Source organism: Kribbella flavida DSM 17836 (genome assembly GCF_000024345.1).
Taxonomy (GTDB): Bacteria; Actinomycetota; Actinomycetes; order Propionibacteriales; family Kribbellaceae; genus Kribbella; species Kribbella flavida.
In genome coordinates this window covers 4,160,693-4,173,234 of record NC_013729.1, presented here as the reverse complement: position 1 = coordinate 4,173,234, position 12,542 = coordinate 4,160,693, and the positions used below count along the sequence as shown (strand labels likewise).

14 protein-coding genes are annotated in these 12,542 nt (G+C 71.9%); 5 read left to right on the top strand and 9 right to left on the bottom strand.

The features are described from left to right. Positions 1 to 28 precede the first annotated feature (28 nt). The gene (locus KFLA_RS19315) at positions 29 to 1,423 is read right to left on the bottom strand and encodes an FAD-dependent oxidoreductase (RefSeq protein ID WP_012921497.1); all 1,395 of its coding nucleotides are present in this window, start codon (positions 1,421 to 1,423) and stop codon (positions 29 to 31) included. Between the two features lie 77 nt (positions 1,424 to 1,500). Here KFLA_RS19315 and KFLA_RS19310 point away from each other — a divergent pair, with 77 nt between their 5' ends. From KFLA_RS19310 to KFLA_RS19300, 3 genes are read left to right on the top strand one after another with little or no spacing between them, the layout of a single operon-like run. After that, positions 1,501 to 1,857, top strand: coding sequence for an ArsR/SmtB family transcription factor (locus KFLA_RS19310; RefSeq protein WP_012921496.1), 357 nt, complete (start codon positions 1,501 to 1,503; stop codon positions 1,855 to 1,857). Positions 1,858 to 1,865: 8 nt separating this feature from the next. Then, positions 1,866 to 2,618: an aquaporin gene (locus KFLA_RS19305; protein ID WP_237706541.1), complete on the top strand. Its 753-nt coding sequence runs from the start codon at positions 1,866 to 1,868 to the stop codon at positions 2,616 to 2,618. Beyond that, positions 2,615 to 3,016: an arsenate reductase ArsC gene (locus tag KFLA_RS19300; RefSeq protein WP_012921494.1), complete on the top strand. Its 402-nt coding sequence runs from the start codon at positions 2,615 to 2,617 to the stop codon at positions 3,014 to 3,016. Before KFLA_RS19305 ends, KFLA_RS19300 begins: the two co-directional genes overlap by 4 nt. Positions 3,017 to 3,059: 43 nt before the next feature. Here the strand turns inward: KFLA_RS19300 and KFLA_RS19295 are convergent, their stop codons facing one another. Further along, on the bottom strand, positions 3,060 to 3,479 hold the full coding sequence (locus KFLA_RS19295; RefSeq protein ID WP_012921493.1) for a hypothetical protein: 420 nt from the start codon (positions 3,477 to 3,479) through the stop codon (positions 3,060 to 3,062). Positions 3,480 to 3,619: 140 nt separating this feature from the next. On the opposite strand from KFLA_RS19295, the gene KFLA_RS19290 reads away from it, so the two are divergent. After that, positions 3,620 to 3,820, top strand: a complete 201-nt coding sequence (locus KFLA_RS19290; RefSeq protein ID WP_012921492.1) for a three-helix bundle dimerization domain-containing protein — start codon at positions 3,620 to 3,622, stop codon at positions 3,818 to 3,820. A gap of 41 nt (positions 3,821 to 3,861) precedes the next feature. On the opposite strand, the gene KFLA_RS19285 is transcribed toward KFLA_RS19290, so the two are convergent. The 7 genes from KFLA_RS19285 to KFLA_RS19255 form a co-directional block, all read right to left on the bottom strand. After that, on the bottom strand, positions 3,862 to 4,596 hold the full coding sequence (locus tag KFLA_RS19285) for a hypothetical protein (protein ID WP_012921491.1): 735 nt from the start codon (positions 4,594 to 4,596) through the stop codon (positions 3,862 to 3,864). 77 nt (positions 4,597 to 4,673) lie between these two features. Beyond that, positions 4,674 to 5,951 (bottom strand): hypothetical protein, encoded by a 1,278-nt coding sequence (locus tag KFLA_RS19280; RefSeq protein ID WP_012921490.1) that lies wholly within the window; start codon positions 5,949 to 5,951, stop codon positions 4,674 to 4,676. Positions 5,952 to 6,005: 54 nt separating this feature from the next. Then, on the bottom strand, positions 6,006 to 8,084 hold the full coding sequence (locus KFLA_RS19275; RefSeq protein WP_012921489.1) for a HelD family protein: 2,079 nt from the start codon (positions 8,082 to 8,084) through the stop codon (positions 6,006 to 6,008). Positions 8,085 to 8,332: 248 nt separating this feature from the next. Next, positions 8,333 to 8,761, bottom strand: a complete 429-nt coding sequence (locus KFLA_RS19270) for a hypothetical protein (protein ID WP_012921488.1) — start codon at positions 8,759 to 8,761, stop codon at positions 8,333 to 8,335. Positions 8,762 to 8,770: 9 nt separating this feature from the next. Continuing rightward, positions 8,771 to 10,150: an NAD(P)/FAD-dependent oxidoreductase gene (locus KFLA_RS19265; RefSeq protein WP_012921487.1), complete on the bottom strand. Its 1,380-nt coding sequence runs from the start codon at positions 10,148 to 10,150 to the stop codon at positions 8,771 to 8,773. A gap of 83 nt (positions 10,151 to 10,233) precedes the next feature. Further along, positions 10,234 to 11,118: an RNA polymerase sigma-70 factor gene (locus tag KFLA_RS19260; protein WP_012921486.1), complete on the bottom strand. Its 885-nt coding sequence runs from the start codon at positions 11,116 to 11,118 to the stop codon at positions 10,234 to 10,236. A 25-nt stretch (positions 11,119 to 11,143) separates the two neighbouring features. Continuing rightward, positions 11,144 to 11,740 carry a helix-turn-helix domain-containing protein gene (locus KFLA_RS19255; RefSeq protein ID WP_012921485.1) on the bottom strand — a complete coding sequence of 199 codons (597 nt, stop codon included), beginning with the start codon at positions 11,738 to 11,740 and terminating at the stop codon, positions 11,144 to 11,146. A 94-nt stretch (positions 11,741 to 11,834) separates the two neighbouring features. On the opposite strand from KFLA_RS19255, the gene KFLA_RS19250 reads away from it, so the two are divergent. Further along, positions 11,835 to 12,503: a class I SAM-dependent methyltransferase gene (locus KFLA_RS19250; RefSeq protein WP_012921484.1), complete on the top strand. Its 669-nt coding sequence runs from the start codon at positions 11,835 to 11,837 to the stop codon at positions 12,501 to 12,503. The last annotated feature ends 39 nt before the right edge of the window (positions 12,504 to 12,542 follow it).

Sequence of the window (12,542 nt, the reverse complement as noted above, 5' to 3'; positions counted from 1 at the left end):
CCGTACCCGACGGTCGCGGCCGGGCGCATCAGGTGCAGCAGCTCGACTGCCCGGCGGCCGGCTTGGTGTCGATCACGGTCAGCAGGCCGCCGGTGATTCCGGTGGCCGGACCGCGTCCAGCAGAGGTGGTGAGCTCCACCGCCTGCGGGGCCGGGCCGCAGCAGCCGCCCGACGTCTCGGCGTCGCCGAGGGCCTGACCGGAGGAGCAGACGCCGGTTTCGGGCAGGTTGAGCTGGACATCGCGGGCGGCTTCCCAGTCGCCGGCGAGCGCGGCGACGACCGAGCGGGCCTGCTCGTAGCCGGTGGCGAGCAGGAACGTCGGTGCCCGGCCGTACGACTTGGCGCCGATCGCGTAGTACCCGGGCTCGGGGTGGGCGAGCTCGTCGACGCCGTGCGGCGGCACGGTGCCGCAGGAGTGCTTGTTCGGGTCGATCAGCGGCGCCAGCGCGCGGGTCGAGCCGAGGATCGGGTCCAGGTCGAGGCGCAGCTCGCCGACCATGTCGTGGTCGGGCCGGAAGCCGGTGGAGTTCACCACGGTGTCGACGGTGATGCGCCGCTCCCCGGCGACCAGTTCGACGCGACCGTCGGTGGTGAGCGTGAGCTCCTCGGTGCGGAAGCCGCCGACCAGCTCGACGCGCCCCGCACGCACGAGCCGCTGCAGCCGGGTGCCGAGCGCGCCGCGGGCAGGCAGCTCGTCGGCGTCGCCACCGCCGTACGTCCGGGCCTGGTCGGTGCCCCGAACGACCCAGAGCACCTCCGTGCCGGGGACCTGCTCGGACAGCTCGCCGAGCTCGAGCAGTGTTGTCGCCGCGGAGTGCCCGGCGCCGACCACCGCCGTACGACGGCCCGCGAACCGGTCCCGGTCCTTGCCCAGGACATCGGGCAGCGCGGACGCGATGTGGTCGGCGGCGGACGCCTCGCCGCGGGCCGGGATGCCCGAGCCGCCGAGCACGTTCGGGCGCCGCCAGGTCCCGGCCGCGTCGATCACGGCCGAGGCGAGCAGCTCGGACCCGTCGGTCAGCCGGACCAGGAACGGTGCGTTCTCGCGACCCGCGGTCCGGACCCGGTCGTAGCCGGCGCGGGTCACCGCGACCACCTCGGCGCCGTACCGGATGCGGCCGGACAGCTCCGGGGTCTTGGTGAGCGGCTCGAGATAGCCGTCGATCAGGTCGCCGCCGGTCGGCAGCGTGCCGAGGTCCGGCTCGATCCAGCCGCCGGCCCGCTCCAGCAGTCGCCGGGCCGCGGGGTCGAGGTCGTAGCGCCACGGGCTGAAGAGCCTGACGTGCCGCCACTCGCCGATCGCCGCGGCGACGCCCGACCCGGCCTCCAGGACCGTGAAGTCGGTCCCGCGCTCGGCCAGGTGCGCGGCCGCGGCCAGGCCGATCGGGCCCGCGCCGATCACTACCACCGGAGCTTCGATCATGTCCGTCCACCTGTCTCGAAGTTCATCTAAACAGCGGTCAGCTTGCCTCTTGGTTAGACGGAAGTCAAGATAGACCCATGTCTAAACAGCAGCTCGCGCCCACCGCCGCCGGTGGGTGCTGCGCCCCGATCGCGACGACCGCGCTGGACGCCGCTCAGGCCGCCGAGGGTGCGGCGGCGTTCAAGGCGCTGGCCGACCCGGTGCGACTGCGGCTGCTGTCGATCATCGCCTCCGCCGGCGACGAGGTGTGCGTCTGCGACATCAGCCCGCACTTCGACGTCTCCGGGCCGACGATCTCGCACCACCTCAAGGTGCTGCGCGAGGCCGGACTGGTCGACTGCGAGCGGCGCGGGACATGGGTCTACTACTGGCCCGTCCGCGAGCGCATGCAGTGGATCTCCGATCTGCTCGCCGTGCCCGCTCTCACCGCCTAGTGCCGCCGGTGAGGACAATCGTCCCGCTGTGGCGGCGAGCCGTGGCCGAAACGCTGGGGACCGGGCTGCTGGTCGCTGTCGTGGTCGGTTCCGGAATCGCCGCGGCGTCGCTGTCCCCGAACGACGTCGGCCTGCAGCTGCTGGAGAACGCGTTCGCGACGGCGTTCGGGCTCGCGGTGCTGATTCTGATCTTCGGGCCCGTGTCCGGAGCGCACTTCAACCCGGTCGTGTCGGCGGCCGACTGGTGGCTCGGGCGCCGCGCCGGGACCGGGCTGACGGTGCGCGACCTGGCGGCGTACGTGCCGGCGCAGGTCGTGGGCGGTGTCGCGGGCGCCGTGCTGGCCAACCTGATGTACGACGAAGCCGCCGTGTCCTGGTCGAGCACCGACCGGAGCGGTGCGCATCTGTGGCTGGCGGAGGTGGTCGCCACCGCGGGCCTCGTCGTGCTGATCTTCGCCCTGGCCCGGTCGGGACGTGCCGCGCTGGCGCCGGCCGCGGTCGGCGCGTACATCGCAGCGGCGTACTGGTTCACCTCCTCGACCTCGTTCGCCAACCCGGCGGTCACGGTCGGGCGCGCGTTCAGCGACACGTTCGCCGGTATCGCGCCGGGCTCGGTCCCCGCCTTCGTGATCTTCCAGCTGGTCGGCGGCGTCGTCGCGGTCGGGCTGCTGGCAGTGCTCTCCCCGGACGCCGGACAGGCTGCCGATGACGTTGTCACCCCACCTTCCGACACGACCGTGAGATCTGGAGCATCCGCATGAGCAAGCCCAGTGTCCTGTTCGTCTGCGTGCACAACGCCGGCCGGTCCCAGATGGCCGCCGGCTGGCTGCGGCAGCTGGCCGGCGACACCGTCGAGGTCCGCTCGGCCGGGTCCGAGCCGCGGGACCGGATCAACCCGGTCGCGGTCGAGGCGATGCGCGAGGTCGGCATCGACATCACCGGTGCGGTGCCGCAGCGACTGGAGACCGATACGGTCCGGAGCAGCGACGTGGTGATCACGATGGGGTGCGGCGACGCCTGTCCCTTCTTTCCGGGCAAGCGGTACGAGGACTGGGAGCTGACCGATCCCGCCGGCCAGCCGATCGAGGTGGTCCGTCAGGTCCGCGACGAGATCCGCGCCCGGATCGAGAAGCTGATCGGCGAACTGCGCGCCGGCTGACCCGCCGGCGGCGCAGCCCGGACGGCGGTGCGGGCGGGCCTGGTCAGGTGACGTCCGGCGGCAGTTCGGCGGCGACGGCGTCCTGCCACCGGCCGTACTGAGCGGCGTACCGGGTGGATCGGTCCGCGCCGTCGCTGGTGAGCTGGAGCATCTCCTCGATCGCCTCGTCCCGGACGCGATGGGACTGCACCTCGGCCGCACGGCACCGCTGTCGCGCGCTCGTGATCCGGCCGTGGTCGCCGGTGGACAGTGCCGTGGTCACCTGTTGCTCGGCGGTGGAGTGCCGGCGCTGGGCCTCGACCTGCTGATCGAGCAGGTCGACGAACCGTGCGTCGGCGATCAGCTCTTCGGCCGCGTCGACGATCTGCAACTCGGCCAGCTTCGCCCGTTCGGCACGGGCTACGGCCTGCAACCGAGCTCGCTCGCGAGGATCAGCATGAGCTGGTCCCTCGTCGTCGGCCATGCTGTCAAGCTAGCTTGACGCTGATCCACGGGCAAGGCAGCGTGACCGGCCCGGTGCCGGGTCGGGCCGAAGGTGACCAGTAGGTGAACAAACGGCCCGAGCCCGAATACCTGCTCCGGCGGCCTGGGTAACAGCGGAGCATGGACAGATCAGAGGAGCACCGCGCAATCAGCGAGGTCGTCGATCGGCTGGCCAAGCAGTTCCCGGGCTTGCCGACCGAGGACGTGCGAGAAGCAGTGCAACAGGTTCAGCCGGAGTTCGAGCAGGCGCCGATCAGGGACTTCGTGCCCTTGTTCGTCGAACGCGGGGCCAAGAGCCGGCTCCGCCAGACCACCAGCTGACCCGACGCAGGCAGGCACCACGGACCGAACGCCCGCTCGGCTCACGGCAGCGAAGAGGCCTGGGCTTCGCCCGTCGCCTTGGCTTCCTCCGAGGGAGCAGGAGCCGGAGCGTTCGGCGAACCGGTCGTGGTGGCCGCGGCGATGCCTTCGGTCAGCAACCGGCGCAGCAGACCGTCCGGATCGGTGTGCGGAGCGTTGGCGGCTGCGTACGCCGCGGCCGAGATCGAGCTGGGCGCCGAGCGTCGCAGGTAGGTGCCGAGGCCGGGCAGTGGCCGGGCCTTCAAGAAGGTCTCCGCCCACTTGGTCGCGAGCGCGTTCTCGGCCAGCACCTCACGGCTGGCGGCCGACTTGCCGTCCTGGTGGCCGTTCAGTTCCGCGATCAGTTGTTCCGCGCGGATCAGAGCGACGGCCAGCACGACCTGGTCCGGCCGCGCGGCGACCGGCAGTACGGTCCGGACGACTCGTGCGACGAGCCGCGGGTGCACGACCGGATCGTCGGAGGTGATGCCGATGACCGTCGGGATCAGGGGCGCCAGGGCTGCCCGGCCCGCGCTGGAGGTGCGGTCGTTGACCTCACGCGCGAGATGGGCCAGCAGGGGATGCGTGCAGCGCGGATGGTCCGACCACGGCTCGCCGGCCAGGTACGACGCGTACTCCATGAAGCAGGCGCCGTCGCGCGCGTCCCGATGACTTCCCGCCGACAGGACCGGGACGCCGGCCACGGTCCTGGGCTGCGCGGTCCGCCGCCCGGCGGCACCGAAGATTGCTTTCAACATGGCGGTCCTCCCGGGTGGGCAGCTGACGACGACGCCTGAGTGCGTCTGCCCACGGTCCCGCTGTGGTACCCGCGGAACTAGCGACCATTCGCCGCCGGGTCCAGCACGCCGGGGTACGGCGCCTCCGGCAGGCCCAGGTCGCGCCAGACGAAGCGGGGGATCCGGGCCAGGAAGCCGCGCAGGAACCACGAGCTGTGCGCGATCAGCGGCTGGCTGTGCTCGCTGACCGAGAACCAGGCCCAGTCGTCGACGATCCGGAACGACGCCGGCGAGCTCGCCATCAGGTACTCCATCTGCCGGGGATGGATCACGTCGTACGCGAACTTGGTGTGCTGGGCGACGACCGAGAACTGGTCGTTGAACGCCTCGCTCTCGAAGCTGATGCCGCGGCCGAACCCGCGCCGGCCGATCTCGAGCGACGGCATCCGGGCGGGCAGCTGGAAGCCGAGCACCGGCTCGCTGTGGTTCTCCACCACGGTCCGGGTCTGGGTCCGGCCCTCACTGTCGGTGTAGCTCTCGGTGTGGGTGGTCTTCCAGCGGTGCGTGAAGGCGACGAACGGCGGACCGTCACCGTCCCGGCCCCGGATCACGTCGCTGGTGCTGTGGTCGTGACCCGAGCGGGTCACCGGGGTGACCTGCAGCAGGTAGTCGTCGGTGCCGATCCAGTGCCAGTCCGGGTGGTGGTAGAAGGTCAGCCGCGGTGGCTGCTCGGGCTGGATCCAGCGGTCCAGCTGGGCGGCGTCGATCGCGTCGGCGACGGTGGCGAGCTGGTCCAGCCACGGACCGAGCCGGTCGACGTCCTTGCGCGGCGGGTCGAGCACCACGAGTTGGTCGCCGTCGATGCTGAGGTTCACGCCGGCCTGTCCGGCGGCCAGCGCGGTGAGCCGCTCGCAGACCGCCCCGGTCAGCACCTCAGCGGCGTACGCCGGGTCGAGCGCACCGATCTGCCAGCCTGGACCGAGCGAGGCCGGAGCCGGTACGACGGTCGCCTCGACGCCGACGCGCGGTTTGGTCTCGCCACCGGTCACCCACAACTCCGGAAGCCGGCGCGACAGCGCCACCATGGCCACCCACCCGGACCAGTGGTCGGAGGTGTACTCGATCACCTGGAACGGCCGGCCCGAACCGGTCCGGCCGGTAATCTGGTCGTCCGGCTCCCGCCGGAAGCCGAGCCCGAACGGCGGGTTGCCGAGCCGGGCCACGGCATCGAACCCCGGGCTGTTGACGAACGTCCAGCCCCGGGCCCGCAGCGACTTGATGTACTGCTGCCGACGGACCAGCACGACGATGCCCCACCCGGTGCCGGCCACCGCCAGCACTGCGACGGCCAGTACGACGACCCCCACTCCGTCCACGTCCGCCTCCCGGCTCGCCCGCTGTCTCCCCGCGGACAATAGCCGCGGCGGGGGTTAGGGCGTGTCTGGCTCGGCGTCGGCCGCCTCCCCGGAAAGGGCGCTGGGCAACGGTTCGGCGTGCACGATCTGGAGCCGGCTGACCGCGCGGGTGAGCACGACGTACAGGCGCTGGAGGCCGCGGGGTTCGGCCGAGACGATGCGGGCCGGTTCGGCCACCACCACGGCGTCGAACTCGAGGCCTTTCGCCAGGCTCGCCGGCACGCACGTCAGCCGGGCGGTCTCCTCGGTCTCGCCGAGCAGTGTCGGTTCCAGACCCGCGGCGGTGAGCGTGTCCCGCAGGCCGGCGATCTGCTCGTCGGCCGCGATCAGCGCGACCGAGCCCTGCCCGGCGAGGGCCGCGCGGCACGCGGCGGCCAGGGCGTCGGGCAGCGAAGCCTGCTCGGTCCGGACGACGCTCAGCGCGTCGTCGACCGCCCGCACACCCCGCGGTACGCCGAGCGTCGGGGCGATCTGCGGCAGCAGCTTCGCGGCGAACGCGATGATCTGGTCCGGGACGCGGAAACCACGGTCGAGCTCGGCCACGACGGCGTCGGCTTTCTGCAGATGGGCGAGCACCTGGTCCCAGGGGCCGGCCGCCCAGGACGTCGTCGCCTGGGCGAGGTCGCCGAGCACCGTCGCCGAGCCCGAGCGGCACCGCCGGCCGAGCGCGCGCAACTGCATCGCTGAGAGGTCCTGCGCCTCGTCGATCACCAGATGGCCGAGCGAACCCTGACGCCGTTCGATCAGCTCGTCCAGCTCGTCGAGCAGCACGGTGTCAGCGACCGACCACTTCGCCGACTTCCAGGAGCGAGGAGCCCGCGGCCACACCAGCGCGGCGCACTCGTCCGCGGTGAGGTCGTCCCCGGCGCACTCCGCCAGGAAGTCGGCGTTCGACAGCAGCCGGTGCAGCACCTGCTCCGGCGCGACCCGTGGCCACACCGCGTCGACGAGCGCCTTGACCGGCTTCGAGCGGGCCACGGCGTTCTGCACGCGGTCGTCCGGCGACTCGCCTCGCCGCTCCATCAGGACCAGGACGGCGTGGGCGATCCGTTGCGCGAGAGCGTCGCGGCCCGGCCCGTGCTTCATCGAGCCGCGCAGGGAGGTCACCATCTCCGCGACCTCGTAGTCGTGCACCCGGTAGCGGTAGGACCCCTTGGTGTACATCACCCCGTCGGTCGGCGTACCGACGAAGGACCAGAGGGCTCGCTCCAGCACCCGGGCGATCCGGGCGTCGCCCTTGGTCCGCGCGGCCTCCGGCGGGTCCGATCCCGCGGCGGGCCGGGTGATCAGCTCCTCGATGGTGATCTGCCGGACGTCGACCTCGCCCAGCGCGGGCAGCACCTTGCGGATGTAGGACAGGAACGAGCGGTTCGGTCCGACGATCACGACGCCGCCCCGGCTCAGCCGTTCGCGTTCGGTGTAGAGCAGGTACGCCACCCGGTGCAGGCCGACGGCCGTCTTGCCTGTGCCGGGCGCGCCCTGCACGCAGACGCTCGGGTGCAGCGGCGCGCGGACCAGGTCGTCCTGCTCGGGCTGGATGGTGGCCACGATGTCGCGCATCGGACCGGTGCGTGGGCGTTCGATCTCCGCGCGCAGGAACGCGTCGGCCTGGTCGGCCTCGGCGGCGCCGATCAGCGGCTCGTCCTCGAAGCCGGTCAGCTCGGCGGTGTCGGAGAAGCCGTACCGGCGCCGCAGGACGACGCGCTGCCGGTCGCTGCGGGTGGCCCGGTAGAACGGCACCGACACCGGCGCGCGCCAGTCGATGACCAGCGGGGCGCCGCTGCCGTCGTGCACGTGCCGGCGGCCGATGTGGATCCGGTCGATCTCCTCGATCGTGCCGGGCTCGTAGTCGAGCAGCCCGAAGAACAGCGGCACGTCGGGCAGGTCGCGCAGCGCCAGCGTGCGCAGCCGGCGGGCGAGCAGGTTGGACTCGTTGGTGAAGCGTTCGTCGTTGTCCTCGCCGCCGATCAGCGGGACGTCGCGGTCCTCCACGGCCTGGTGCATCCGGGCCAGCGCGTCGCGGGCCTCGGCGAGAAAGGCGCGTTCGGCCTCGAGCTCGGTGGAGTGGGTGGGAATGAGTGCGGGTTCGGCCATCGAATGCTGCCTCGACTCGAGTTGAAGGGGTACGAACGACCGGCTGGGGGACGGTCGATGAGATCCCGCCCCGGAGACCGTCCGGTTCGATTCGATCCTTCATGCTGTCCGGGCGAAGCCACCCGAAAAGACAGGCCGGGGACGCTACCAGCGACCCCAGCGCGCCGCCACCGAATATTCGGGCGGCGGCCCGCTGGTCAGGTTCCGACCCCGGACAGCGGCTGCTCGGCGACTGACGAGGCCGCCGCTCAGCTCTGGGCGTCGACTTCGTCCAGGCGCAGCTGCAACAGCTCGGCGAGCGGGAGCGACTCGCCGTCGCGGGCACCCAGGCCGATCGTGAGCGGCGGGTCGGAGGGCAGGACCTTCACGCCCAGCAGGTGCGCTGTCAGGCCGGCGGTGGTGCCGAGGATGTAGAAGTTGCCGTCGGCGTCCACGCCGAGTGAGCGGTTGCGCCGCAGGTACCAACCGGTGATGCCGGTCCGGTAGCTCGTGCCCGATCCCACCACCGGCGCCCGCAGCGGTTGGGGCTCGATGCCCCGGGCCTGCATCTCCCGGATGAAGTCGGCCAGCAGCGCGCGGGCCTTCTCGGTCTCGGCGGCGCGGCGTCGCTCCAGCGCGGCGGCATGCGCCGCGGACGCCTCCCGCCGCTGCTCACGCCAACTCGGCTGCTCGTCCACCCGCCCAGCCTAGAGCGCGCGACCAGCCAGGTCATCGACGTTGCCGGTGGCGGAGCTCTGTGCCGGTACTGGCCGGTCTGGCTCGCCACCGGCCAGGAATGCGTCCCGGGGATGCTGGACCGAGGCCAGCGAGACGATGTCCCGGCCGAAGAGCAGCCCGGTCAGCCAGATCGCCAGCACCCGCACCTTGCGTTCCCAGGTCGGCACCGCGAGCACGTGGTACCCGCGGTGCATCAGCCAGGCCGGCAGCCCGGTGATGACGAGGCGCCGGTACTGGAAGATGCCGCGGCCCAGTCCGAGCGTGGCCACCGATCCGAGACTGTGGTGCACGTACTGCTTCGGTTCCCGGCCGCGCAGGGTGGCGACGATGTTCTTCGCCAGCAGCTTTCCCTGCCGGACGGCGTTCTGCGCGTTCGGCACGGTCGTGGCCCCCGGCAACGACGAGGTGAGGTCGGGCACCGCGGCGTCGTCACCCGCGCCCCAGGCGTCCGGCACCGGCTCGGCGTCGGTGCCGACCCGGAGATCGGCGCGCACGGTGAGCAGGCCGCGCGGGTTGATCGGCAGGTCGGTGTGGCGGCTGACCATCGGGTTCGCGGCGTTCCCGGTGGTCCAGACGATCAGTTCCGAGTCGAACTCCGCGCCGTCGGACAGGACGACGTGACCGTCGGTGGAGGACACGACGTGGGTGTTCAGGTGGACGTGCGCACCGCGCTTCTCCAGCGACCGCACCACCCACGCCCCGGGCTCGTCGGTGACCTCGGGCAGGATCCGGTCCTGCACCTCGACGAGATGGAAGGCGAGCTCACCGGGATCCAGCTCCGGGTAGGTCCGGACCAGGGAGGTGGCCAGCGAGAGCAGCTCGCCGAAGCCCTCGACGCCGGAGAACCCGCCGCCCACGAACGTCACCGTGAGCAGCCGGCGGCGCAGCGGGCCGGGCTCGAGGCCCGCGGCCTGGTCGAAGGCGGTCAGCAGCCGGTCGCGGATCGCCACCGCTTCCTCGACGTGCTTCAGGCCGATCGCCCGCTCGGCGACGCCCGGAACGGCCAGCCGCCGCGTGACCGCGCCCGCGGTGACCACGACGATGTCGTACCCGAGCTCGAAGTCGGGCCCGGCCGGCGGGCGAACGGTGACCGTCTTGCGGGCGTGGTCGACCATCGTGACCGCGCCGGCGACCAGCCGGGTCCGGCGCAGGTGCCGCCGGTGCGACACCGCGGCGTGCCGAGCCTCGATCGATCCGGCCAGTACCTCGGGCAGGAACGGCTGGTACGTCATGTAGGGCCGCGGGTCCACCAGCACCAGCTGGGCCTCGCCGCGGCGCAGCCTCTTCTCCAGTTTCCACGCTGCGTAGAAGCCGGCGTAGCCGCCGCCGACTACCAGGATCGTCTTCACGGTGTTCTCCTTCGTCTCGGTCCTCAGCAGCTAAGACCGGACAGCCGGGCCGGTTGTGACCGCACCCGGACCGGGCCCGCGGGTCAGGGCACCACCGGGGCGATCGCCGTGAACTTCGCCGGGTTCATCATCCACAGCAGCTGGTCGATCCCGGCGTCCGAGGCGTTGACCGTGAGCACCGCGAACACGGTGCCGTCGCGGCTCAGGACTGCTGCGGCTTGACCGTTCTGCTCGGACCAGGTGATCTCGACTCCGGCCCAGAACCAGCGCGACACCGCGGTCACGAACTTGGCCACCCGCGGGGCGCCCGACACCGGGACCCGGGACGCGGTGACGACGCCGCCGCCGTCGGAGTAGCTCACGACGTCCGCCGCCAGCAGGCCCTCGAGCGTGGTCAGATCGCCCGAGCGGGCAGCCGCGACGAACGCCTCGAGCAACCGCCGCTGCTCGGCGCCGGTCACCACGGCTCGCCGCTCCGACGCGACGTGCAGGCGTGCTCTGCTGACCAGCTTGCGAACGGCGACCTCGGTGGACCGGAGGATGTCGGCGATCTGCCGGTACGGGTAGTCGAACGCTTCGCGCAGCACGTACGCCGCACGCTCGGTCGGTGAGAGCTTCTCCAGCAGGAGCAGGACGGCGAATCCCAGCGCCTCGCCGCGCTCGGCGCCGAGGTGCGGGTCCGCACTGGTGTCGACCGGCTCGGGCAGCCACGGGCCGATGTAGGTCTCGCGGCGGACGCGCGCGGACTGCAGCGCGTTGATCGCCAGCCGGGTCGTGGTCGTGGCCAGGAACGCGGCCGGGTTGGTCACCACGCTGCGGTCGTAGGTCTGCCAGCGCAGCCAGACGTCCTGGACGAGGTCCTCGGCCTCGGTCGCGCTGGACAGCATCCGGTAGGCGATGCCGAACAGCCGCGGACGGACCTGGGCGAAGACCGCCGCGGCCTGGTCGAGATCGTCCGGTGTGTCCATGAGCAGATTCTCCGCTGCCGACGGGTTACTCGGACGAACGGGACTTCGGGAGCGCGCGGACGTGGGCGCGTTCGCCTTGTTTGCCGATCAGGCTGAGGAACTCGACCGGGCCGGAGCTGGTGGCGCCGAACCAGTGCGGCGTCCGGGTGTCGAACTCGGCGGCCTCACCGGGGTTGAGCAGGAGGTCGTGCTCGCCGAGCACCAGGCGCAGGGTGCCGTTGAGCACGTAGGCCCAGTCGTAGCCCTCGTGGGTGCGCAGCTGCGGCTCGGCGTCGTCGTTGCCGGTGGGCAGCACGAACTTGTAGGCCTGGATGCCGCCGGGACGGCGGGTCAGCGGCAGGATGACCGCACCGTCGTCGGCGCGGATCGGGCGCAGCGTCACCCGGGGATTGCCGGTGGGCGGTGCGTCGACGAGCTCGTCGAGCGTGACGCCGTGCACGCGGGCCAGCGGAAGCAGCTGTTCCAGGGTCGGGCGGCGCAGGCCCGCCTCGAGACGGGACAAGGTGCTGATGGAGATGCCGGTCTGGTCGGCGAGCTCGACCAGCGTGATGGTGCGGCGCTGGCGGAGGTGCTTCAGCCGTGCGCCGACGGCGCCGAGCGTGCGGTCCAGCGAGTCGTCCATGATTTTCCATTCGGCAACGAAGTTTGCGGGTTCGCCTCCAGGGTCGCACGCTCGGGACAGGAACACACGCACCCGGGAAAGGGAAGGCCGGCGGATGACCGACACGTTCGACAAGCAGTACTGGGACAAGCACTGGCAGGAGAGGCCGGCTGACGGCTCCGGGGCCGAGCATCCGCCGAACCCGTACCTGGCGCGGGAGCTCGGCGAGCTGGTGCCGGGGTCGGCGCTGGATGCCGGCTGTGGCACCGGGGCGGAGGCGATCTGGCTGGCCGAGCACGGCTGGCAGGTCACGGCGGTAGACATCTCCGCCGAGGCGCTGGCGCGGGCCGAGGAACGGTCTGCTCCGCGTGGGATGTCGCAGCAGGTGCGGTGGGTCGAGGCGGATCTGAGCGTTTGGCAGCCGGAGACGCAGTACGACCTGGTGACGACGCACTACGCGCATCCGGCGATCCCACAGCTGAAGTTCTACGACCGGATCGCCCGGTGGGTGGCGCCCGGCGGGACCTTGCTGATCGTCGGACACCTGCACACGCACGGTGCCGCAGGCAACGATCACGGTTCCGCAGGCAACCACCGCGGTTCCGCCGAGGCGCATCACCACCCGGCGGAGGCGTCGGCCACCGCTGCGTCGGTCTCGGCCCGGCTGAATCCTCGCGACTGGGAGATCGTCACCGCCGAGGAGCCGCGCCGCACGCTGACGGCTCCCGGCGGCCGAGAGGTCCTGCTGCACGACGTCGTCGTCCGCGCGACCCGGCGCAGCTAGGGAGCGTCTCCCGATTCCCCGCCTACTGCGCGGAATTGA

What these genes read in the sequence shown, in the direction of transcription:
- KFLA_RS19315 (WP_012921497.1), bottom strand. Translation starts at nt 1,423, where the DNA reads ATGATCGAAGCTCCGGTGGTAGTGATCGGCGCGGGCCCGATCGGCCTG.
- KFLA_RS19310 (WP_012921496.1), top strand. Translation starts at nt 1,501, where the DNA reads ATGTCTAAACAGCAGCTCGCGCCCACCGCCGCCGGTGGGTGCTGCGCC.
- KFLA_RS19300 (WP_012921494.1), top strand. Translation starts at nt 2,615, where the DNA reads ATGAGCAAGCCCAGTGTCCTGTTCGTCTGCGTGCACAACGCCGGCCGG.
- KFLA_RS19295 (WP_012921493.1), bottom strand. Translation starts at nt 3,479, where the DNA reads ATGGCCGACGACGAGGGACCAGCTCATGCTGATCCTCGCGAGCGAGCT.
- KFLA_RS19290 (WP_012921492.1), top strand. Translation starts at nt 3,620, where the DNA reads ATGGACAGATCAGAGGAGCACCGCGCAATCAGCGAGGTCGTCGATCGG.
- KFLA_RS19285 (WP_012921491.1), bottom strand. Translation starts at nt 4,596, where the DNA reads ATGTTGAAAGCAATCTTCGGTGCCGCCGGGCGGCGGACCGCGCAGCCC.
- KFLA_RS19275 (WP_012921489.1), bottom strand. Translation starts at nt 8,084, where the DNA reads ATGGCCGAACCCGCACTCATTCCCACCCACTCCACCGAGCTCGAGGCC.
- KFLA_RS19260 (WP_012921486.1), bottom strand. Translation starts at nt 11,118, where the DNA reads ATGGACACACCGGACGATCTCGACCAGGCCGCGGCGGTCTTCGCCCAG.
- KFLA_RS19255 (WP_012921485.1), bottom strand. Translation starts at nt 11,740, where the DNA reads ATGGACGACTCGCTGGACCGCACGCTCGGCGCCGTCGGCGCACGGCTG.
- KFLA_RS19250 (WP_012921484.1), top strand. Translation starts at nt 11,835, where the DNA reads ATGACCGACACGTTCGACAAGCAGTACTGGGACAAGCACTGGCAGGAG.